The sequence below is a fragment of the Bradyrhizobium genosp. A genome (assembly GCF_049949275.1).
Classification (GTDB): Bacteria; Pseudomonadota; Alphaproteobacteria; order Rhizobiales; family Xanthobacteraceae; genus Bradyrhizobium.
The window spans coordinates 4047566-4069533 of the sequence record NZ_CP188196.1; the positions used below are offsets into that span (position 1 = coordinate 4047566).

The 21968-nt window shown below is 63.0% G+C and carries 20 protein-coding genes and 1 pseudogene; 13 read left to right on the plus strand and 8 right to left on the minus strand.

All coding sequences use genetic code 11. The features are described from left to right. Positions 1-84 precede the first annotated feature (84 nt). On the plus strand, positions 85-549 hold the full coding sequence (locus ACP2YP_RS18745; protein ID WP_426425891.1) for a MarR family winged helix-turn-helix transcriptional regulator: 465 nt from the start codon (positions 85-87) through the stop codon (positions 547-549). A gap of 76 nt (positions 550-625) precedes the next feature. Here the strand turns inward: ACP2YP_RS18745 and ACP2YP_RS18750 are convergent, their stop codons facing one another. Beyond that, complete coding sequence (locus ACP2YP_RS18750; RefSeq protein WP_426425892.1) at positions 626-1066, minus strand: DUF3237 family protein; 441 nt, start codon at positions 1064-1066, stop codon at positions 626-628. Positions 1067-1181: 115 nt separating this feature from the next. After that, positions 1182-1976: a transglycosylase SLT domain-containing protein gene (locus tag ACP2YP_RS18755; RefSeq protein WP_426425894.1), complete on the minus strand. Its 795-nt coding sequence runs from the start codon at positions 1974-1976 to the stop codon at positions 1182-1184. Between the two features lie 133 nt (positions 1977-2109). Between ACP2YP_RS18755 and ACP2YP_RS18760 the strand changes: the two genes are divergently transcribed. After that, positions 2110-2787, plus strand: coding sequence for a cell envelope biogenesis protein TolA (locus tag ACP2YP_RS18760; protein ID WP_426425895.1), 678 nt, complete (start codon positions 2110-2112; stop codon positions 2785-2787). Between the two features lie 262 nt (positions 2788-3049). Beyond that, positions 3050-3343, plus strand: a complete 294-nt coding sequence (locus ACP2YP_RS18765) for a hypothetical protein (protein ID WP_426425896.1) — start codon at positions 3050-3052, stop codon at positions 3341-3343. Between the two features lie 413 nt (positions 3344-3756). Here the strand turns inward: ACP2YP_RS18765 and ACP2YP_RS18770 are convergent, their stop codons facing one another. After that, the gene (locus ACP2YP_RS18770) at positions 3757-7524 is read right to left on the minus strand and encodes a vitamin B12-dependent ribonucleotide reductase (protein ID WP_426425898.1); all 3768 of its coding nucleotides are present in this window, start codon (positions 7522-7524) and stop codon (positions 3757-3759) included. Between the two features lie 763 nt (positions 7525-8287). Between ACP2YP_RS18770 and ACP2YP_RS18775 the strand changes: the two genes are divergently transcribed. Then, complete coding sequence (locus ACP2YP_RS18775; protein WP_426425899.1) at positions 8288-9184, plus strand: DMT family transporter; 897 nt, start codon at positions 8288-8290, stop codon at positions 9182-9184. Between the two features lie 143 nt (positions 9185-9327). Here ACP2YP_RS18775 and ACP2YP_RS18780 read toward each other — a convergent pair whose 3' ends face one another. Next, complete coding sequence (locus tag ACP2YP_RS18780; RefSeq protein WP_426425901.1) at positions 9328-10194, minus strand: LysR family transcriptional regulator; 867 nt, start codon at positions 10192-10194, stop codon at positions 9328-9330. Between the two features lie 288 nt (positions 10195-10482). Here ACP2YP_RS18780 and ACP2YP_RS18785 point away from each other — a divergent pair, with 288 nt between their 5' ends. From ACP2YP_RS18785 to ACP2YP_RS18815, 7 genes and pseudogenes are all read left to right on the plus strand, one after another. Next, positions 10483-11106 carry a flavodoxin family protein gene (locus ACP2YP_RS18785; RefSeq protein ID WP_426425902.1) on the plus strand — a complete coding sequence of 208 codons (624 nt, stop codon included), beginning with the start codon at positions 10483-10485 and terminating at the stop codon, positions 11104-11106. Positions 11107-11115: 9 nt separating this feature from the next. Beyond that, positions 11116-11883 (plus strand): DUF899 family protein, encoded by a 768-nt coding sequence (locus ACP2YP_RS18790; RefSeq protein ID WP_426425903.1) that lies wholly within the window; start codon positions 11116-11118, stop codon positions 11881-11883. A gap of 68 nt (positions 11884-11951) precedes the next feature. After that, the gene (locus ACP2YP_RS18795; RefSeq protein WP_426425904.1) at positions 11952-12362 is read left to right on the plus strand and encodes a tautomerase family protein; all 411 of its coding nucleotides are present in this window, start codon (positions 11952-11954) and stop codon (positions 12360-12362) included. Between the two features lie 64 nt (positions 12363-12426). Continuing rightward, on the plus strand, positions 12427-13245 hold the full coding sequence (locus ACP2YP_RS18800) for an alpha/beta fold hydrolase (RefSeq protein ID WP_426425905.1): 819 nt from the start codon (positions 12427-12429) through the stop codon (positions 13243-13245). A 47-nt stretch (positions 13246-13292) separates the two neighbouring features. Further along, the gene (locus ACP2YP_RS18805; protein ID WP_426425906.1) at positions 13293-14264 is read left to right on the plus strand and encodes a zinc-dependent alcohol dehydrogenase family protein; all 972 of its coding nucleotides are present in this window, start codon (positions 13293-13295) and stop codon (positions 14262-14264) included. 117 nt (positions 14265-14381) lie between these two features. Continuing rightward, positions 14382-14777: a tautomerase family protein gene (locus ACP2YP_RS18810; protein WP_426425907.1), complete on the plus strand. Its 396-nt coding sequence runs from the start codon at positions 14382-14384 to the stop codon at positions 14775-14777. Between the two features lie 82 nt (positions 14778-14859). Further along, positions 14860-15194 (plus strand): annotated as a pseudogene (locus ACP2YP_RS18815) (carboxymuconolactone decarboxylase family protein). A gap of 107 nt (positions 15195-15301) precedes the next feature. On the opposite strand, the gene ACP2YP_RS18820 reads toward ACP2YP_RS18815, so the two are convergent. The 3 genes from ACP2YP_RS18820 to ACP2YP_RS18830 all read right to left on the minus strand — a co-directional run bounded on the left by ACP2YP_RS18820 (position 15302) and on the right by ACP2YP_RS18830 (position 19087). Then, positions 15302-17560 (minus strand): CHASE3 domain-containing protein, encoded by a 2259-nt coding sequence (locus ACP2YP_RS18820; RefSeq protein ID WP_426425908.1) that lies wholly within the window; start codon positions 17558-17560, stop codon positions 15302-15304. Next, positions 17557-17970: a response regulator gene (locus tag ACP2YP_RS18825; RefSeq protein ID WP_200468062.1), complete on the minus strand. Its 414-nt coding sequence runs from the start codon at positions 17968-17970 to the stop codon at positions 17557-17559. The genes ACP2YP_RS18820 and ACP2YP_RS18825 overlap by 4 nt, the downstream gene beginning before the upstream one ends. Before the next feature lie 517 nt (positions 17971-18487). After that, on the minus strand, positions 18488-19087 hold the full coding sequence (locus ACP2YP_RS18830; RefSeq protein WP_426425909.1) for a BA14K family protein: 600 nt from the start codon (positions 19085-19087) through the stop codon (positions 18488-18490). 246 nt (positions 19088-19333) lie between these two features. Here ACP2YP_RS18830 and ACP2YP_RS18835 point away from each other — a divergent pair, with 246 nt between their 5' ends. After that, a complete protein-coding gene (locus tag ACP2YP_RS18835) occupies positions 19334-19741 on the plus strand; it encodes an NADH:ubiquinone oxidoreductase subunit NDUFA12 (protein ID WP_426425910.1) in 408 nt (135 codons plus the stop codon). A 479-nt stretch (positions 19742-20220) separates the two neighbouring features. Here ACP2YP_RS18835 and ACP2YP_RS18840 read toward each other — a convergent pair whose 3' ends face one another. After that, entirely contained in the window at positions 20221-20907 is a 687-nt protein-coding gene (locus ACP2YP_RS18840; protein WP_426425911.1) for a DJ-1/PfpI family protein, read from the minus strand. Positions 20908-20999: 92 nt separating this feature from the next. On the opposite strand from ACP2YP_RS18840, the gene ACP2YP_RS18845 reads away from it, so the two are divergent. Beyond that, positions 21000-21938, plus strand: a complete 939-nt coding sequence (locus ACP2YP_RS18845) for a GlxA family transcriptional regulator (RefSeq protein ID WP_426425912.1) — start codon at positions 21000-21002, stop codon at positions 21936-21938. The last annotated feature ends 30 nt before the right edge of the window (positions 21939-21968 follow it).

The window sequence follows — 21968 nt, forward strand, 5'->3', positions numbered from 1 at the left end:
CCGAGGCCTGCCTCTTGTCGAGAAAAAGATTATCACGATATTGTTTATCGTAGTAAATTACGGACCAGGAAGGAGATTTTCCCCATGCCCCCCCACACCCGCGACCCGCTGCCGCTCGATGCGCATCTGTGCTTCTCGGTCTATTCGACGACAATTGCGATCAATCGCCTCTACAAGCCGATGCTGGACGAAATGGGGCTGACCTATCCGCAGTATCTCGTGCTCTCGACGTTGTGGGAGGAGGATGGCCAGACCATCTCGGCCATTGCCGAGCGCCTCGCGCTGGAGTCCTCGACCATCACGCCGCTGGTGAAGCGTCTTGAAGCCGCGCACTTCGTTGCGCGCGAGCGCAATCCCGAGGACGAGCGCCAGGTGCAGGTTCATCTCACCGAGAAGGGCCGCAAGTTGCGCGGCCACGTCGCCTGCCTCACCGACGCGCTGCTCGCGCATTCCGGCCTGAAGGTCGCCGAGATGGTCGCGCTGAACAAGCAAGTGCAGAAACTGCGGGATGCGCTGGTGGGGAGCGAGGAGAAGCAGGAAGAGCGGTGACGGCGTCACCGTCATTAAGGGTGCTTCCCTGGAGACGCCGCTTGCGAGACCTGGTGCTATTGGGGCGATATCGCCGTCATTGCCTGTAGGCTTCGACGTGAATCTTCCCGGTCGCCAGGTCTCCGGCGCTGACGCTCCAAATCTGCCGCTCGTTGACCCACGCATACTCATTGGAAGCTGTGGTGAGCCGGACGTTGGCGAAGATATCGATCATCGGTTCTCCGTTTCGCGGCGCGGCTTGACCACCGCCCGCCAGCGCAATGCGATGGCCATCATGGGTCTCAATGATCACGTGCAGATCAAGGTCGATGTGGCCATCAGCGCGCATTCTCAAATAGTCGGTGCCATGCATGCGCCCCGAAAGGCGGCCCTTGCATGGTCCATCCACATGAAGGTCGAAGCGCGCTCCGTGCAGTGGAACTGCCTTCTTGCCGGTGAGGATATCATCCATGCTCACGCCGTAGTCCGTGACGCCGGTCATCACGAGATCGCACTCGTAAATCTTCTCGCCTCGCATTGCAGAACTCCTGTTGTTCAGCTGGATTTGCCGACACCCAGTCGAACGGGCGACTGGCAAGACGACATGTTCAGATGAATTATTTTTCGCTGGGCATCGCGAGCACGAGTTCTGCTCAGGGGCGATCCGCCGCAAGGCGCTGAAACTGCCGCTTCATCGCGTTGACCCTGGCGACATAGCTTGCGACGAGGTGATCGCCGCAGCGCTCGCCTGGCATCATCTGAAACTTGCGGCGCGCAAAGGCCGTGGCGGGACCTGCGCCGCAGAGATGGATGAAGGCGGCGAGATCCTGCCTCTCGCGCGCGCTTGCCTTCACATCGCCCGCGAGGCTGAGAACCAGCACCACTTGTCGATCCAGATACACCGATGCCAGCTCGATGGCGTGGCTCGGGATCGCGCGGGTGTAAAGACCAGTGAACCCGCAGCCCGTATCAGTCACCGCGTTGCCGCGGATACAGAACCGTGCGGCCTCGCTGAAGGCTGGATCGGTCATCTGGTAGAGGCCAACCGCAGAGGAGGCGGGCTTGTAGATCGCGAGCGGATGAAAACTCCATCGCCAGCGCCAGTAGGTGCGCGCCACCGGATTGCCTGAACTCTCGACCTGCGCAAGTGCGGCCAGCAATTCGGGCGTGATCGTCGCGGTGGAATAGGTGCGGAAGAGGGGTCCGTATTGCCGCCAGTTCTCGGCCGGGTCCTTGTCGAGGGAATTGCCGACGAGGACGAACAGCTCGGTTGGTTTGCGGATCACGTGGTAGGCGATGTTGAGAAGTGCTGCGGCCGCAAGCAAGATCGTGACGCTGGCCGCGATCCGGAGCATCCGCGGCGCGCGGGCGAGCGTTTTTCGGGCCCACCGAGCGCGGCGCCGAACGCTGCGAAGGCGAGGGAGTAGGCGCTTGCTTTTCCTTGGCATGGGGCTTGAGTGAGTGGGTAGGATGGGCCGAGCCGTTGCGAAACCCAGGACCCGACGAGTTGATGTGCAGCGCTTTGAGGCTGCGCCTGTATCCGCGGCCCCTGCAGACCGCAATACCAAGCCGTGAGGCGACATGCCAAGAAAGCTGTCAAGAAAACTGAAGACCTATCAGACCTCGCTCGGCTTCTACGACCAGGCGGTCGCCGCACCCTCGATGAAGGCGGCGCTGGACGCCTGGGGCGCCAAGTCCAACCTGTTCCATCAGGGTATCGCGAAGGAGACCGACGACGCCGATATCGTCGCCGCGACCATGGCAGCCCCCGGTGTCGTGCTCAGGCGCCCAGTCGGATCGGACGGCCCGTTCACCGAGCACGCCGAACTGCCGACCGATCTCGCCGAGGGCGAGGACAAGCCAAGAGCGAGGTCCAAGCCAAGATCTAAGCCAAGATCTAAGCCAAAGTCCAAGCCGAAGAAGCGTCCGGCCAAGATCGCAAACAAGACCGCAACGAAGTCCAAAATCGACGATCAGGACGCGCGCAGGGCCGCCGCTTCATTTGCGAAGGAGGAGCAGCGACGCGAAAGCGCGCGGCGCAAGGAAGAGGCCGCCCGCGCCAGGGAGCGCGCGCGCCGGGACAAGGCGGTCGCGGCCGCCCAGGCGGCGCTGGACAGAGCGAGGCGGGACCACCAGGCGCGGGTGGACGAGATCGAAGCGGAGCGGGCTGCGCTGGATGAACGGGCCGGGGTGGAGGACACGCGCTGGGACAAGCAGAGGATCAAACTGGAGGAAGCGGTTCGCCGGGCGCGAGAGTAGGGTCGGGGCCGGTGGGTTCGATCAGTTCGATCAAATTTCGTGCACTGTCAGTGTTATCGCATTCGCTTGCCGAGCTTCGGCGAGACAGGTCCACCTTGGCGCCTGCGGCGGACGGGTTGCTCTACGCCTTATTCCACAGGCCAACCGTCCTCCTCCCTGCGGTGCTCCCGGCTGGGAATCCCACGCTCATAAACATTCGTTCGGAGGAACGGGCATCGGGGTCATTTCGTTGCATTGGGGGGCTTGTCGGGAGGAGGACATCATGAAAATGACGATCATCGCGCTCTCTGCTGCTGTTGCCATGGCCACGGCACCGGCCGTGCTGGCTCAGGGCGTATCGAGCAAGGCGCCCGGTCAGGAGATGCAGCAAACGGGTTCCAAGCAAGGCGAGCCGGGCGCTTCCAGCTACGCTCCCGGACATAAGATGCATCACGCGATGCACCACGCGAAAGCCTCGAAGAAGACCCACGCCGGCGCGTCCAATTACGCTCCAGGTCAAACCACCGGCGCAAGCACGAGGCCAGCCACCGGCTCGAGCACAAAGTCCGGGTACTGAAGTCCGAGACTCAAATTCAGGTGCTCGAGGACTGAGGACTCAGCACCACGTAGAACGCAGGATCGGTTGAACAGGGGCAGTGTGTCCGCCTTCACTCGCCGAGCTTCGGCGAGACACGACCGCGCGCGCTCGTCGAGCTACGTATCACGGTGACGGTGCACTTAACTATGTCGCCCACCAAACGCGAGCCGATGCCGAAAAATCCAGCAGGGCGGCGATAGCAGATCAATTTAGTGCACTGTCACCGTAATTGCCGCTGGCGCTCGTTCTGTAATCTTTTTCCCAAATCGGGTTGAGACATGGATCGCTTCCCCAAGCTGAGACAATACCCTAGGGGCGGCAACCTTGGAATGCGCGAATGTGGAAAAGGCCGCTCTTTCGAGCGGCCTTTTGTTGTTTCGACTATTGATCGCTCACGAACACCCCGTCGTGCTTCCGCACGTATCGCACTTCATGCAGGTGCCATTCCGCACCAGCGTGAAGTTGCCGCACTCGCCGCACATCTCGCCTTCGTAGCCTTTTGCTTTCGCTTCCGCGCGGCGCTCGGCCTTGCTGGGCACCGCGGTCTGCGCGGCGCTGCCGGCCTTGCTCCACTGGAGGGCTTCCAGCTTCTCGGTGGGCGAGAGGTCGTGTTGGGCTTCCTGCTTCAGCGCGACTGCGCCTTCCAGGACATCGCCGGCGCCGCGGGCGGTGGCGCCGTGAGAGGCGAGCGAGGTGACTTTGCTGCCGCCCGCGGGCGCGCTGTCGCTGCCGGAGACGACCGCGGCCGAGCCGCCGCGCATCACCACCAGATTGTCGGTGCGGGAGCGGGTGAGGCCGCGCGAGACCAGCTTGGTCGCGTGGTGGGCGTCCGGCTCCTTGCCTTCTTCCACGCCTTTGCCGAGCGCGTCGAAATTCGACTCGGTCGGATCGACATGGGCGAGATCGAAGCGCGACATGTAGCTCACCGCGAGCTCGCGGAAGACGTAGTCGAGGATCGAGGTCGCGTACTTGATGCTGTCGTTGCCCTGCACGGGGCCCGCCGGCTCGAAGCGGGTGAAGGTGAAGGCGTCGACATATTCATCGAGCGGCACGCCGTACTGGAGGCCCAGCGACACCGCGATGGCGAAGTTGTTGATGAAGGAGCGGAGCGCCGCGCCTTCCTTGTGCATGTCGATGAAGATCTCGCCGAGACGGCCGTCGTCATATTCGCCGGTACGGAGATAGACCTTGTGGCCGCCGACGACCGCCTTCTGGGTGTAGCCCTTGCGGCGATCCGGCATCTTCTCGCGCTCGCGCATCACGATGATGCGCTCGACCAGCTTCTCGACGATCTTCTCCGAGACCTGGGTGGCACGCGCGGCAAGCGGCTTCTCGTAGAGCGCCTCGATCGCATCGTCCTCGTCCTCGTCATCGCTGATGAGCTGCGAGTTGAGCGGCTGGCTGAGCTTGGAGCCGTCGCGGTAGAGCGCGTTGGCCTTCAGCGCCAGCTTCCACGACAGCATGTAGGCGGACTTGCAGTCCTCTACCGTGGCGTCGTTCGGCATGTTGATGGTCTTGGAGATCGCGCCCGAGATGAAGGGCTGGGCGGCCGCCATCATGCGGATGTGGCTCTCGACCGACAGATAGCGCTTGCCGATCTTGCCGCAGGGGTTGGCGCAGTCGAACACCGAATAGTGCTCAGGCCTCAGGTGCGGAGCACCTTCCACCGTCATCGCGCCGCAGATGTGGACGTTGGCCGCCTCGATCTCGCGTTTTGTAAATCCCACGGCCTGGAGCAGGTCGAAGCCGGGAGCCGCAACGGCTTCCGCGCCGATGCCGAGCTGGTCGCGGATGAAATCTTCGCCAAAGGTCCACTTGTTGAAGGCGAACTTGATGTCGAAGGCGGTCGGCAGGGCTTTTTCGACCTTGGCGATGGCTTCATCGGTAAAGCCCTTGGCCTTCAGCGTCGAGGCGTTGATGCCTGGCGCGTTGGAGAGCGAGCCGTGGCCGACGGCGTAGGCCTCGATCTCCGCGATCTCGCTCTCGCGATAGCCGAGCGCGCGCAGCGCCGCGGGGACCGCGCGGTTGATGATCTTGAAGTAGCCGCCGCCGGCGAGCTTCTTGAACTTCACCAGCGCGAAGTCAGGCTCGATGCCGGTGGTGTCGCAATCCATGACCAGGCCGATCGTGCCGGTGGGCGCGATGACCGTGGTCTGGGCGTTACGATAGCCGTGCTTCTCGCCCAGCTCGAGCGCTGCGTCCCAGGCGGCCTGCGCATGCGTGACGATGTCTTTTTGCGGGCAGGAGGCGTGGTCGAGCGGCACCGGGTTGACGGAGAGCGCCTCGTAGCCGGAGGCCTCGCCATGCGCGGCGCGGCGGTGGTTGCGGATGACGCGCAGCATGTGCGCGGCGTTCTTCTTGTAGCCGGGGAAGGTGCCGAGCTCGGCCGCCATCTCCGCCGAGGTCTTGTAGGTGATGCCGGTCATCACCGCGGTCAGCGCGCCGCAGAGCGCACGGCCTTCCTTGCTGTCGTAAGACAGACCCATGGTCATCAGGAGGCCGCCGATATTGGCGTAGCCGAGGCCGAGCGTGCGAAACTCGTAGGAGAGCTCGGCGATCGCGCGCGACGGGAACTGCGCCATCATCACGGAGATTTCGAGCACGATGGTCCAGAGCTGGCAGAGGTGCTCGTAGCCGGCGACGTCGAACTTTTTTGTCGCGGTGTTGTAGAACGTGAGCAAATTGGCGGACGCGAGGTTGCACGCCGTGTCGTCCAGGAACATGTATTCCGAGCACGGATTGGAGGCGCGGATGTCGCCGGACGCCTTGCAGGTGTGCCAGTCGTTCATGGTGGTGTTGAAGTGCAGGCCCGGGTCGGCCGACGCCCAGGCGGCGTAGCCAATTTTTTCCCAGAGGTCGCGCGCCTTCAGCGTCTTCGTCACCTTCTTGGAGGTGCGGGCGGTGAGATTCCAGTCGCCGTCGGTTTCCACCGCGCGGAGGAAGTCGTCACGGAGCGAGACCGAGTTGTTGGAGTTCTGGCCGGAGACCGTGAGATAGGCTTCCGAATCCCAGTCGGTGTCGTAGACGTCGAACTGGATGTCCTTGTAGCCTTGCTTGGCAAACTGGATGACGCGCTTGATGTAATTGTCGGGCACGAGGCTGCGGCGCGCGAGCTTGATCTCGCGGCGGAGCGCCGGGTTCTTCTCGGGATCGAAGCAATCGTCGCCCGAGCCTTCGCAGTTCACGCAGGCCTTCAGCACGGCCTTGAGGTGCTTCTGGTTGATCTTCGAGCCGGTGACGAGGGCGGCGACCTTCTGCTCTTCCTTCACCTTCCAGTCGATATAGGTCTCGATATCGGGGTGATCGACGTCGACGACGACCATCTTGGCGGCGCGGCGCGTGGTGCCGCCCGACTTGATCGCGCCGGCGGCGCGGTCGCCGATCTTGAGGAAGCTCATCAGGCCGGACGAGCGGCCGCCGCCGGACAGCTTTTCGCCTTCGCCGCGCAGGCGCGAGAAGTTGGAGCCGGTGCCGGAGCCGTATTTGAACAGGCGGGCTTCGCGGACCCAGAGGTCCATGATGCCGCCTTCGTTGACGAGGTCGTCACCGACGCCCTGGATGAAGCAGGCGTGCGGCTGCGGATGCTCGTAGGCTGATTTGGACTTGGCCAGCTTGCCGGTGAAGGGGTCGACGTAATAGTGGCCCTGGCCGGGGCCGTCGATGCCATAGGCCCAGTGCAGACCGGTGTTGAACCATTGCGGCGAGTTCGGCGCGACCATCTGCATGGCCAGCATGTAGCGGAGCTCGTCGTAGAAGGTCTGGGCGTCCTCGTCGGAGGAGAAGTATTTGCCCTTCCAGCCCCAATAGGTCCAGCAGCCGGCCAGGCGGTCGAACACCTGCTTGGCCGAGAGCTCGCTGACATAGCGCTCTTTCTCGGGCAGTGCGGCGAGGGCCTCGGTGTCGGGCACGGAGCGCCACAGGAAGGAGGGGACGGACTCTTCCTCGACCTTCTTCAGGCGCGCGGCGACGCCGGCCTTGCGGAAATACTTTTGCGCCAGCACGTCGGAGGCAACCTGCGACCAAACGGTCGGGACCTCGACGCCGTCCATTTTAAACACGACCGAGCCGTCGGGATTCCTGATCTCCGACGTGGTCAGGCGGAATTCGATTCCCGCGTAAGGTGACTGTCCCGAAGTGGTGTGCCGCCGCTCAATCCGCATGGTCTTGCCCCGTCCTATTCTTTGACCGAAGCGCCTCCGTTCAGGCGTCCGGGTCGACATTTCGTTTCGCGTTTCCACCCAGGCCTCACCGGCCCAAAGGCACCGCAGTTCAGCCGGTGGATCCGGCCCAGTTTCTCCCGGCGCGATTCATCGATGCGCGCACCGATCATCCGCCGGCATGTCCAGGCCCATCCGCCCCAAAGCGATGAGCCCGACATGCGTTCAAACGCCCCACCGTCACAACGTCTACTAATGCCTTCCGAGCCTGTTGCCGGCCCGTTCTGGCGCCCGAAAAATCCACTTGCCAAGGGCAGACAAGCCCTCATCCCGCTGCCTTCGTCTGGCTTGGCGGAGTGCAGTTATGCGGACCCTTTGGGGGAGTGCCGGCGGGACGCAAACACACTCGCGCCGAACGGACCGAAAGCTAGGACTCTCCGTTGCGCCCGTCAAGAACTAGTGCGAGTTCCTGAATCAAATACTAAATATGGTGGATTGCGGGGGATAACAGGGGGCAAGCCCTCACCTGTTGTTGAGCCAAGTATCGGTGAGTCCTCAGGGATTCCCAACCGAAAAAATTTGCATCCCGTGTTGATCCGGACCCTTCATCCCGCTGTTCACAGGGCAGGTATATTTTTGGGCACGGGGATTGCGTCAGCAGGACTCACGTAGGGGTACGGAAGGAGAGGGCAGGCATGCCCACCGGGGTGGTGGTCCGGGGTGCGAATCCGCGCCAAGCTGAGCTCGATTTTGCCGGACCGCCCCCATGCTTGATTCGACCAGACCGGTGCTGCGACCGCGCATCGCCCCGGCCGGCCTGATGTTCCTTGCGATCACCTCGATCGGCTGGGGATTCAATTGGCCGGTGACGAAATTCCTGCTCGGCGAGCTGCCGCCGCTCACCCTGCGCGGGGTCACCGGCGTGCTCGGCGCCGTGCTGCTGGCCGCGCTGGCGCTGGCTCGCGGCGACAGCCTGAAGGTCGCGCCCGCGATCTGGCCGCGGCTGGCCACCGCCGCAATCCTCAACGTCACCGGCTGGATGGTGTTGATGGGGCTGGCGCTGCTGTGGCTGCCGGCGAGCGAGGCGGCGCTGATCGCCTATACCATGCCGGTCTGGGCTTCGCTGATCGCCTGGCCCGTGCTCGGCGAGCAGCCGACGGTCTTGCGCACGCTCGGGCTGGCGATGGCCTTTGCCGGCCTCGCCTCGATCATGGGCGGCAACGGCATGGCCGCGAGCGCCGAGAAAGCGCCTGGCATCATCATGGCGCTATGCGGCGCGATCGGCTTTGCCGTCGGCACGGTGTTCTCGAAGAAGTACCCGATCCACCTGCCGCCGATCACGGCCGCGGCCTGGCAGATCGGGATCGGCTGCCTACCGATCTCGATCACAGGCCTCCTGATCGAAACCTCGCATCTGGACAAGGTGACGCCGATCGGCTGGGCGCTGCTGGTCTATTCGACCGTGGTGCAGTTCTGCATCGCCTATGTCAGCTGGTTCGCAGCGCTTTCGCGCCTGCCGGCCTCCGTCGCCGCGATTGGGACGATGGCCGTGCCGGTCATCGGCGTCGTCGCATCAGCGATAGCGCTGGGAGAGTCGCTGGGGCCGGGCCAGATCGCCTCGCTGATCTTCACGCTCGCGGCCGTGGTGCTGGCGACGCGATAAGAGCTATTCAGCGTCACCGGTTGCAGCATCTATCGAATTATTCATTGAGCCGACATGATGATCTTGAGCGAGGACGGTGCGGCCGGCGAAGAAAAAGCTTCGCCACCCGTCGGTACATATTGTCATTTGATCGACGAACGTTCCTACTGCTTTCGTATTGCGAGGATCACTGCGCGCGCTGACTTTAAGAACCTCTCGACCACGGGCGTGGTCGATCTGTGTTTCAGCCGTTGGATGACGATCGGAAGCGTCTGCGAGCACTCAAGCGGCAGTGCGTGCAAGTGCCACCGGTCGGCGGCATGGTGATAGGCGTGTTCTGATATGACGGTTAGGTATTTGCCCGTCGCCACAAGCTGCAGGCGTAGTTGCATCGAGTAGGTCGCGACTGCTGCATCCGGCACGGGCAGTCCTCGTTGCCTGAATTGATCTTCCAGAATGAGACGGGCAATGCTGTCAGTAGCGGCAAGAATCCACGTTTCCCCCGTCAAATCACTCCAGTTGACCTCGCTCCAGCTCGCAACATGATGGGTCGAACTTGCCACTATCTTGAGCTTCTCCTCGAGCAGATGTTCGACGAACAGTTCGCCGTCGATGTTCTCATGCGGCCGTCGCCCTAGCAGAACATCCACGCCGCGCTCCATGAGTGAATGGTACTCAGGCGATGAAACGCGCATGCTGGTCTCGAAGACATGCACAGCAATTCCGGGATGGCGGGTTCGGAGATGTGTGATGATGTCAGCCATCAAGCCTCCGCCGATGAAAGCCATATCGGCGCCGACACGTACGACGCCCCGACCGCCATCTGTCAGGAACGCAATATCGCGCATGCCGAGATCGAGTGTATCGAGCGCCTGGCGCCCGCGGGCAACCAAGGCTTCGCCGGCGAGGGTCAGCACCGCCCCGCGCGGACCGCGGTCAAGCAAACGAACGCCGGCAAACCGCTCAAGGTCGGCGATGGCCTGCGATACCGCGGGCTGTGTGACGCCCAGGAACGTGGCAGCTTTCGCCATACTACCGAGCTCGGCGACAACGGTGAGCGTGTAAAGGTCACGCAGCTTCAGCGATCGCCGAAGCCGCACCCGCGCTGCGTCTTCTCGCGTAGCCATAAGCATTTGTTATATCGATATTCCGGCTTTGGCAATTCTACGCGCTGGTTCTCCTGCCCATGTTTGACGGCACTGATCGGTGATCCGTAGGACCGCCGACAAGGGTTTTAATCGAGACATTCGCCCCATCACAAGCACGACGTATCCAGGGTGCGTTGGCAGCGACTGTTGGTTTCCAAGGAGGACCTTGTCATGACTACTGTCGCAATCGTCTATCATTCTGGCAACGGGCACACACTCAAGCAGGCGAAAGCCGTTGCTGAAGGCGTGCAAGGTGTCGATGGAGCTCGCGCCCAGCTAATTTCAGTTGAGAAGGTGGACGACCACTGGGATGATTTGGAGAAGGCCGAAGCGATCATCTTCGGAGCGCCGACCTACATGGGCAGCGCTTCGGCCGAGTTCAAACGGTTCATGGATGCTTCCAGCAAGATTTGGTACGCCCAAGGTTGGAAAGACAAGATCGCTGCGGGCTTCACCAATTCATCGAGCCAAAGCGGCGACAAACTCAACACGCTGCTGCAGTTCGTGATATTCGCCGGTCAGCATAGCATGACCTGGATCAACCCCGGCATGTTGCCGGGCAACAACAACTCCAAGGGAAGCATCGAGGATCTGAACCGTCTTGGCGGCTTTATCGGTGCCATGGCGCAGAGCAACTTCGACGAGCCTGCCGATGTCGCTCCTCCCGCAACTGACCTGCGCACGGCGGCCAAATTCGGCGCGCGGGTCGCGGAGGCCACAATTCGCTGGACTGGCGGCAGGAAGCTGCTTGCGCAGGAATCCGCCGTACGCAAGCTCGAAACTTCCAACGCGTAGGAGTAAGCGATGGCTCTCAAGGGCAAACCACGCGACATGACGGAGTGGCGGGAAATCCTGCTCGACCCGAATATCGAATTTCCTGGCGAGTCGAGTGAATACCGGCGCGCGCGCGACGAGCTTCTGGAGGCGGAGGCAGAGCTTCGGCTTCTGAACGAAAAGGTCATCGCCAAGCGACGCGCACTCCCGGCGGGCGGCCTCATCAAGGAAGATTACGTTTTCGAGTCCGCAGCCTATGGCAGCAAGGTGAAGTTCTCGGAGTTATTCGCGCCGGGCAAGAACTCGCTGGTCATCTACAACATGATGTTCCCGCGCTGGCCGAAGGACCAGCGAGCGGGCGCCGCAGAAGGTAAGACGGCGGAGCTGCCGCTTGTCGAGCAGCCGTGCCCGTCATGTACTTCGGTCGTCGACGGCCTCGAGGGCGCCGCCTTTCACCTCGCTGAGCGCACAAACCTTGTCGTGATCGCGAAGACAAGCCCCGACCGGCTCGGCACCTACGCAAAAGAACGCGGTTGGCGCAACATTCGGCTGTTGTCCTCGCGCAACAATAGCTTCAATCGCGACTACCACGCGGAAACATCGGACGGTGTCCAGCTTGCGGTCCTGCACGTGTTTTCTCGCGACCACGACGGCATACGTCACCACTGGGCGAGCGAAGGGATATTCAAACGCGGAGACACCAGTCCGCTCGATCCCATCTGGCCAATCTTCGGCGTTCTGGATTTGACGCGCGAGGGGCGTGGAGACAGCGCTGCCTATCCCAACCTGCAATACTAGAAGGTCGTCGAGTCCCCACGTTTAGGCGCCCGGGAATTGGATCGCCGCGGCCAGAGGAGAATTCGACCATGCCGTATCTGCATCTCGACCTCGCGAAAACCTATCCGTCGCAAATCAAGCGCGAACTCGCGGCCCGCCTCTGTCGTCTCTACGCTGACGTGATGCAGACCCAGTTGTGGCGTCCCAATGTGGGGATCGCGGAGCTTGGCGAGGACAACCTCTTCCATCTTGGCACGGACGGGCTGGAGCCGGTCACGATGGTGCTCGTCGAGACTCGGCGGGGCCGCTCGCCAGATCAACGTCTCGAACTCGGGCGGGGTATCATCGACATCTGTAGTGAGGTGCTGGGGGTTCCCAGGAAAACGGTACTCGTCGAATTCACCGCTCATAGCGGCGACGAGATGCTGCGTGACGGCGAATGGACCGGCGACTGGACCGCCGCCGAAGCATCCGCGGCAAGGCCGGCTACGCATGCGTAAGGTTGCTGGTATCGATATGACACCAACTCCAAAGCGCCACACCGTTGCCGTTAACGGGATCCGAATGCATTTCGCGGAAGCTGGAGAGGGCCCGCCGGTCGTCCTGCTCCATGGCTACCCCGAGACCTGGTACGCGTGGCGCAAGCAATGGCCCCATCTGGCCCGCGACTACCGCGTCATCATGCCCGATCTGCGCGGCTACGGCGACACCGACAAGCCCGACATCGGCTACGACAAGCGGACTATGGCGGAAGATATCCGGCAGCTCGTTGCTATTCTCGGTTGTCAGCGGATCGCTCTCGTCGGGCATGATCGCGGCGCCCGGGTCGCGACGCGCTTCGCCAAGGATCATCGGGGCATGGTCGATCGGCTGGCGGTGCTGGACAACATCCCGACCCGCGTCGTCTTCAATGCGACAAACGCGAGGCTCGCCAGGCTCTATTGGTTCTTCTACTTCCAGCAGGTCCCGCATCTGCCCGAAGCATTGATCCAAGGACGCGAGGAAATCTTCCTCCGTCATTTCTACAGCACGTGGTGTTACGACCCTGGCGCCGTCGAAGACGCGGCGGTTGCCGAGTATGTCCGCGCATATTCCCAGCCCGGAGCTCTGCGTGGGGCGTTCAACGACTATCGAGCTGGCCCGCTCGATCTCCAGCAGGACAACGAGGATGCCGACGACTTGATTGAATGCCCTGTGCTGGCGCTTTGGGGCGCGGATTTCGAACTTGTCGGCCAGGCGTTTGACGTGCTCGGCGTCTGGAAGACGATGGCCAAGAACGTCCGCGGCGTCGCAATTCCCCGCTGTGGACATCTTCCTCAGGAGGAGCAGCCGGAACGGGTGAATCAGGAACTAAGCGATTTCCTGGACGGATGGCACGGGTAGGACCATGCCTCGGTGGAGTGGCAAGCGGATCGAAAAGGGAGGAACCTATGAAAGCGCTTCAGCTCCAGTCCTTCGGCAAACCGGCCGACGTTGTCAAACTTGCGGACGTTGCCGATGTTGGGCCGCCAAGCGGAAATGAGGTGGTCATAGCGCTGGAAGCGTCTCCGATCAACGTGACCGATCTGCTCATCATTGCAGGGCGCTATGGATACTTGCCGCCGCTCCCTAGTATTCTCGGCGTGGAAGGCGCGGGACGGGTCATTGCGGTAGGGGCGGACGTCAAGCACCTCAAGGAAGGGGATCGCACGCTTATCCCCCTGCTTCAGCCGGCGTGGGTCGAACGCATCAAAGTATCGGCTGAGTGGCTTCGACCTCTGCCGAAGGGAGACGTCAATCAGCTTTCGATGCTCGGTATCAATCCTGCAACCGCTTATTTGCTGTTGACGGAGTTTGTGCAGCTCAAGCCCGGCGATTGGGTGATCCAGAACGGAGCCAATTCCGCCACGGGGCGGGCCCTGATCCCGATCGCGAAGTCGCTCGACATCCGGACCGTCAACGTTGTGCGGCGTGCGGAACTGGTGGACGAGATCAGGATGCTCGGTGGCGATGTCGTGCTTGTTGACGGGCCTGATTTGTCCAAGGGAGTCGCCGCTGCGACAGGAAAAGCGCGAATTCTTCTTGCGCTCGACATGGTTTCGGATTCCTCCGCCTTGAATCTGATGAATGCGCTTGCCCCTAATGGTGTCCTGGTTGCCTACAGCGCAATGAGCGGCAAGCCGATGATCGGCTCGGCGCTGAACGTAATTTTCCGGAATATGTCGATACGGGGCTTCTGGCTTTTCAACTGGTACAAGACCGCTACGCCGGAAAAGCTGGTGTCAATGTACGAATTTCTTGCCGGAATGGTTGCCTCCGGAACCATCACAGCGCCGATCGCCGCAAGCTACAGTCTCGATCGCTTCGCAGAAGCGTTGTCAGAAGCTGCAAGATTCAAGGGCAAAGTGATCCTGACCCCATAGTTGGTTGATCTCCAAGGCTCATTTCATGAAGGAGCACGACATGGCGACCACCTACCCTAAGATCACTGCACCTTCTATGCGTCGATTTCCACAGCGGAACCGAAGGAGATTTGTGAGATGCCCGTAGCCAAGTTTCATGTACACGAAGGTGTGTTCAAGGATAGCGAACTTGCCGCGATAGGGACGGCCGTACAGGCCGCCCTAGAGGAGGTGCTATCGATCCCGCCAGAAGATTACTTCCGCATCACGCACATTCTTCCAAAGGGACAGTTTGTCCACACGCCGGCTTTCGTCGGCTGCACGTATAGTGATCGCTTGGTCCTCCTCGAGCTCACCTTTATCTCGGGCCGTCCGAAGGAGAAGCGCCTGGCCTTGCTCACCGCGCTGAATCGACACGTCGTGGAGAAGGTCGGTCTGCGGCCGGACGATCTCGTCGTCCTTGTCTACGAGATGCCCGGTGAGAACTTCTCCTTCGGCGATGGACTGGCACAGCGGGCTCACATCTCGGCCTAAGGCGCTTCCGTTAGCCTTCGCTGTCGCGAGAAATATCGCTGCTTGAATCTCGATGGCCAAAACGTGGAGACCGAAAATGGCTATGCTCAATTGGAACGACTACCTAAACCAGATTCTTGACCGCATCGGCGAGATAGGCAAGCTTTCACCGGACACCGTCAAGGGCTATGCCGCTTTGAGCGGCGCCGGCGCCAAGACGGGACACCTGATTCCAAGACCCGTGAATTGATCGCGGTCGCGGTTGCAATTACGCTGCGCTGCGACGGTTGTATCGCCGCCCACTCCGCGGCGGCAAAGAAGCTCGGTGCCACCAAGGAAGAGATCGCAGAAGCCTTGAGCGTCGGCATCAGCGTCAACGCCGGGGCAGCCATGGTCTACGCGACCCGCACGGTTGACGCGTACGATGCGGCAACTTGAAGCGCTCGCCGCAAGCACGGGCCGTGCCTCATTGGTCCGCGAGGTACGGCCGCGTTTAAAGCGGACGTAGCCTGCGTCGCATCAGGCGCGGGTTTATGGGTACAGGCCTAGCTCGCCGTCATCCCACCGCCGTTCAACGCCTTCCGGATCATCTCCGCGAGCTGGTTGCGGCGGTAGGGTTTTGTCAGCAGAATCACGCCGTCGTCGAGCTTGCCGTGGTGGACGACGGCGTTGTCGGTGTAGCCGGAGGTGTAGAGCACCTTGAGGCCCGGCCGGAGCTTCGCGACCTCGTCGGCGAGCTCACGGCCGCTCATGCCGCCGGGGATGACGACGTCGGTGAAGAGCAGATCGAAGGCCTGGCCGGCCGCGATCAGCTGCAGCGCGGCACGGCTGTCCGCGGCGGCGACTGTCTTGTAGCCGAGGCTCTGGAGCTGCGCGGTCACGAAATTACGCACCAGCGTGTCGTCCTCGACCACGAAAATGGTCTCGGCGCCGCCTTCCGCCTGCGGCGCCACGGCAGCTGCCACGTCCGTCGTGCCTTCGCCCGGGGGCAGATAGAGCTTGATCGTGGTGCCGTGGCCTTCCTCGCTGTAGATCTTGATGTGGCCGCCGGATTGCTTGACGAAGCCGTAGACCATGGAGAGGCCGAGACCTGAGCCTTTGCCGACCTCCTTGGTGGTGAAGAACGGCTCGAAGGCCTTGTCCTGCACGCTGAGCGGCATGCCGGTGCCGGTGTCGCTGACCGCGAGCATCACGTAAGGGCCGGCCCGCACCTCCGCATTGGCCTGCGCATAGGCTTCGTCCAGCACGACGCGGTGGGTCTCGAGCAGGAGCTTGCCGCCGTTCGGCATGGCATCGCGAGCGTTGATCGCCATGTTGAGCACGGCATTGGTGAGCCGTGACGGATCGATGTGCGAGGTCATCGGACCCTGCTCGAGCACGGTCTCGATCTGGATCTGCTCGCCCAGGGTGGGGCGCAGGAGCTTTGCGATGTCGGCGATGGCGGCGTTGATCTCGACGTCGCGCGGCTGCAGCGGTTGCTTGCGCGCGAACGCCAGCAGATGCTGGATCAGCTCGGCGCAGCGTTCGGCGGCATCGTCGATCAGGCGCGCGGTGCGCTGCAGCTCCGGCTGACCCTTCAGGCTCGCCACCAGCGTCTCGGTATTGCCGGAGATCACCGTCAGCATGTTGTTGAAGTCGTGTGCGACGCCGCCGGTCAGCTTGCCGATGGCATCGAGCTTCTGCGACTGCTGCAACTGCCGCTCGGTTTCGCGCGACGAGGTCGCGTCGTGATAGACCAGCACGGCGCCGGAGATGTTGCCTTGCCCGTCGAGCATCGGCCGGCCGCTGATCATCAGATGGCGCGTATTGTTGCCGCTGTGCGGGCGGACGATCATCTCCAGATTTTCGAACGCGTCGCCGCGCAGCACGCGCACCGACGGCAGCCCGTCTGTCTCGAGCGGCGTGACGCCGTCGCCGTGGAACACGTCGGACAGGGCGCGCAGATTGCGCACGTTCATGCCGGTTCGATGCAGCAGGATGCGCTCCGCCGCCGGATTGGACAGCAGCACGGTGCCTTCGGCGTCGATCACCAGCACGGCCTCCGCCATGCCGCGGAACGTGCTCTGGAGCACGTTGACCGACAGGCGCAGCTCATCATGGGCGGTGAGGAGGTGCTCGGTGCGCTCGGCAACGGCGGCCTCGAGCGCCTCATTGGCGGCCTGGGTCTCGTGCAGCGTGCTCTTGAGCGCGACCTGGGTGCGCCGGCTTTCGCGCATCAACATCAGGAAGAGCAGGAGGATCACCAGCGCGCCGATCACGTCGATGCCGAGCAGCACGATCCCGGTCCGGCGCGAGTCGGCTTCGCGGCTGGCCAGCAGCTTTTCTTCGCCGCCGGTGAGCCGCTCCAGATTTCCCGTGAGAGTTTCCATCAAGCCGCGACCCTCGGCGCGGTCCCGCAGCGTCTTGGTGCCGTCGTCATCGCCGCTTGCGCGCAGCCGGAGCGCTTCGGCTGCGACCTCGAGGCGGCGGAGGATGAGAGGCTCCGTGGCCTCCAGCAGCGCCATCTGGTCCGAATTGTCGCGAATGGCGAGCTTGAGGTTGGCCAATGCCCGTGCGATCCGGCTCCGGGATGCCTGGAATTCCTCGCTAAAGCCGTTGCTGCGGAAGATCTCGTAGCCGCGCGCAGCGCTCTCGGCGCGGCGGACTTGCAGGCGCACATCCGAGATCTTCTTCAGCACCTCGACAGTGTGGTTGACCCAGGCCGCATCCGACCGCGACTTGAGGTCGAGACCGATTGAGGCGGCGGTGATGAGCAGGAGGATGGCAAGTCCAGCACCGAAAATGACGCGCTGCGAGGGGATCAAGGGGCCTCTTTCTGGTCCTTCGGCGGCGCGTTCTCGCCGAGGCATTCCCGGATGGTCGTCAACAGCGTCTCGGGCGTGAATGGCTTGCGCAGGCAGCGCGATGCGCCGAGCTCCAGCGCCATGCGCAGAAAGTCCGGGGAGGGCGATGCGGATGAGGCGAAGGCGTAGCCCGACATGGCGATCAACGGGATCGCCGGCGCACGCTCGTGAAAGATGCGGATGGATTCGAAGCCGCGCATATGCGGCATGAAGATATCAACCAGCATCACATCAAACGTCTGCGCTTCCAGCGCAGCAAGCCCGGTTTCGCCGCCGTCAGTCAGCGTGACATCGAAGCCCTGGCGCAGGAGGAGGACTTCGATGGTCGCGCCGACCATCGGATCGTCATCGACCACGAGAATACGCGGCATGTCCTTTCCCAATAGATCGAAGTCCCCACAGCGATTGGTGATATAGGCGAATCGTGCGCCGGGTCAATTTGGGATTGGGCCGACGTAGATATGCACGACGGAATGCATAGCGCCCTCCTGCAGGTTCCGCGTAGCGGGTGAATTCCGTCGGATTTCATTGACCAGTTGAGACAAATCCGCGCGATCCGCGAGAGCTGTTGCTTCAACAAATGGGGCGCGTAGTCACCCGACGGGATGATGACGCGTGCGTGCAGGTCGAACTATTGCAGAACCGTGATCTGCGGAGGTTCTGCGATGACGCGTTCGCAACAAGACGTGCAAGACCTGGGCGCGGAAGATCGCAGGGCGTATCGACGATGGGCGCGCGCCGTTTTGTTCGCCAGCTTCTGGCTTCACGACCGCACTGTTATGGTCGCTCAATCCGTGTCGGAAACGGGGAACTCGCCGAGAGGGGGCCAAAACAAATGGGCGGCGCCGATCGTCGGCGCCGCCCATCAATGACGCTCTTCAGGCTGCGTTACGGGCAGGGATGGCGAAGGCCGTCATAGCCGAGATAGGTGCCGGACGCCGGGTCGTAGGACTGGTAGCGCTGAGCACAATAGGCCGACGAATCGCCGCCACTGTCAGGCACCACGGCGACGGACACGCCGTCGTCATAGTAGCTGTCGTCGTAGTAGGAGGGATCGTTGTAGTAACCGCCGCCGTAATATGCGTAGGAGCCAAGGCCGCCGATCGCCGCACCGGCCGCGAAGCCCGGCCAGAAGCCGCCGCGGCGATGCCAGCCACCGCCGTGCCAATTGCCGCCGCCGCCATTCCATTGGCCTCCGGCTGCCGCGAAATTGCGGCCACCGCCGCTAAAGGCGGGTCCGGCGCTCGGGTGCACAGCCGTGCTGGCCGCGAAATTGCCGCCGCCGCCGATCCGGGCGCCGCCACCAAACCCGCCCGCACCGAAATGCGCGCCGCCACCGCCGCCGAAGTGAGCTCCGCCACCGCCGCCGAAATGGCCGCCGCCACCTCCGCCGCCGCGGCCGCCATGGCCCTGGGCGAAGCTCGGGGTCGCCATCGGAAGAACCAGTGCCAGCGCTGCAGCTGCGCTCAAAACTCTCAGACTGTTCATGTTCAAACTCCTTTCCCGGAAGCAAATCCCTTGAAAGGGCTACAGTTCCGGGGATCACGCCGGTTTGCGCATGAGGAATAGATGTCCATGCCGTCGCTGTACCCGGCATGAATGGATCGCGACCGATTTGCGGCAGCGGCGGCTGCCCCGTGTCACCGCGTTTGGCTGGACACGGCGGCGCTGGGCGAACTGGACATTTGGCCGTCCGGATGGCATCAGGCCCCCACGAAGCAGGGTCCTTGCCGCATGAAACAATTCTTCTTGAAGCTCTTCACCTGGTGGAACGGCCAGACCTTTGGCACGCAACTCTGGACCCGCCGGTTCGGGGAGCTGGTCGGCCAGGACGAGCAGGGCAACCGCTACTACCGCACGGCCGGTGGCAAGATCGACCCGACGCTGGGCTTCGAGCGGCGCTGGGTGATCTATAACGGTTACGCCGAAGCCAGCCGCATCCCGACGGGCTGGCATGGCTGGATGCATCACGTCGTCGACGTGCCGCCGACCGAGGAGAACTACCAGCCGCGCGAATGGGAGAAGCCGCACCAGCCGAATCCGACTGGTACCGCCAAGGCCTACCGGCCCTCCGGCTCGACCCTGGCCAGCGGCAAGCGGCCGAAGGCGACCGGCGACTACCAGCCCTGGACGCCCGGCTAACCGCGCTTCTCCCATCGTTGGATTGGATGCACCCGCATCCGCCGCGCAGCGCTGTGGACAACGGGAACAGCGGGGATGCCGCCTGCGCGGGCGTTGCGCCTGCACGAGCGATGCGGCTCAATGAACTCATCTTACGGGGATGGGAGACCATCGCGTTCGGTTCGGGCAACAGTTCGCGACTGTCCCGAAATGCAGCGGCCGCCGACCAGGACTCGATCGGGAGATAGGCCCCCGGTCTGGAAGCTCCGAAATCGCCCGATGAGAATGTGCGCCGCCGTGAGACAGGAAAGGCCGCTTGGGAAACCGAGCGGCCTTTTTCTGTTGTCGGGGTCTCGTGCCCCGGACGCAGCGCAGCGCCTCTTGGCGGTGCGCTGCTGAGCCGGGGCCCAATGTTGCAGCGATCTGTGAGGCTTCCTGGGTCCCGGCTCTGCGCAGCAGCGTTGCACGCTGCAGCGCGTCCGGGACACGAGAGTAGGGGGTTATGCCAAGCGCTCGGCTGCGCGTCTGGCCGCATCGAGGCGGCGTGCCTGCCATGGCGCGACCCTTTCCTTCATGAGCGCGAGCACCTCGGCCGGAGCGGTATCCGGCGAGCCGGCATTGAATGGTGGCGCGGGATTGTATTCGAGGCGAAGCTGCACCGCTTCTGCGGTGGTGCGATCGACCAGCAGCGATACCAGCGTCAGCGCGAAATCGATTCCCGCGGTGACACCGCCGCCGGTCACGCGGTTTCGATCGATGCACACGCGCGTTTTTGTCGGAGTCGCACCGAACAGCGCCAGCATCTCCATCGCACTCCAATGGGTGACGGCATTGTAGCCCTTCAAGAGCCCGGCCGCGCCCAGCACCAGCGATCCGGTGCAGACCGACGTGACGAATTTGGCGTTCGACGACTGCTTGCGGACGAAGTCGAGAGTTTCGTCATCATTGAGGAGAGCGTCGGTGCCGAAGCCGCCAGGAACGCAGATCACATCCAGTTGCGGACAGTCGGCAAACGTCACGGTCGGCGCCAGCATCAACACGGAATCGCTGGGCACCGGGTCCAGCGTCTTCCAGATCAGGTGCACGGTCGCGCCGGGGACAGATGAGAACACCTGCAACGGCCCGGTGAAATCGAGCTGGGTGACGTGCGGAAACACCAAGAGACCGATCTGCAGCGGTGCCGACATGAAAGCCTCCAATGAAAAGCTTGACGCCGGCAGACTGGCATGATGCCATCTTGTCCAAAATGGCGTAATTCCCTCACTTTCGGACATGACCAATGATCGGCGTCCTGATCTTTCCGGATTTCCAGTTGCTCGATGCGGCCGGCCCGATCTCGGTGTTCGAGATCGCGGCGCGCGCCAGCGACAAGCCGCTTGCGCTCCGGGTGCTGGCGGTGAACGCCGGCGCGGTGCGCTCGTCCTCCGGCGTCGAGATGATGGCGCGCGATTTCAAATCAGCGAACGCGATCACGACGCTGGTGGTGGCGGGCGGTTCGGGCGTTGGGGCGGCGGCGCGCTGCGAGGTCACGCGCGTCTTCGTGCAGCGGCTGGCAAGGCGCGGCGTGCGCATCGCCAGCGTCTGCTCGGGCGCCTATGTGCTGGCTGACGCCGGATTGCTCGATGGCCGCCGCGCCACCACGCATTGGGGCCGCACGCGCGAGTTCGTCGCCCGCTATCCCAAGGTGAAGTTCGAGCCGGACCAGATCTTCACCCGCGACGGCAATATCTGGACGTCGGCGGGCATTTCCGCAGGCATCGACCTGGCACTCGCGATGGTCACCGAGGACCATGGCGAGGAGATCGCGCAACAGACCGCGCGGCAGCTCGTGCTCTACCATCGCCGCAGCGGCGGCCAGTCGCAATTCTCCTCGCTGCTGGAATTGAAGACGCCGAACGGGCGCTTCGGCGCGCTGTTGTCCTGGGCACGGGAAAATCTCGACGCGCCGCTGACGGTGGAAAACCTCGCCGATCGCGCCGGCATGAGCGCGCGGCATTTTGCCCGCGCCTTTGCCGCCGAGACCGGCGCGACCCCGTCCAAGGCGATCGAGCGGCTGCGGGTCGAAGTCGCCCGCGAGCGCGTGCAGTCCTCGCGCGAGGCGATCGAGCTCGTGGCCGAGGCGACCGGCTTCCGCGATCCTGAAAGAATGCGCCGCGCCTTCATCCGCGCCTTCGGCCAGCCCCCGCAGGCGCTGCGGCGCGCGGCGCGGGCGGGTTAGGGCATCTGCTCGCGGCCAAAAAGCGAGTAT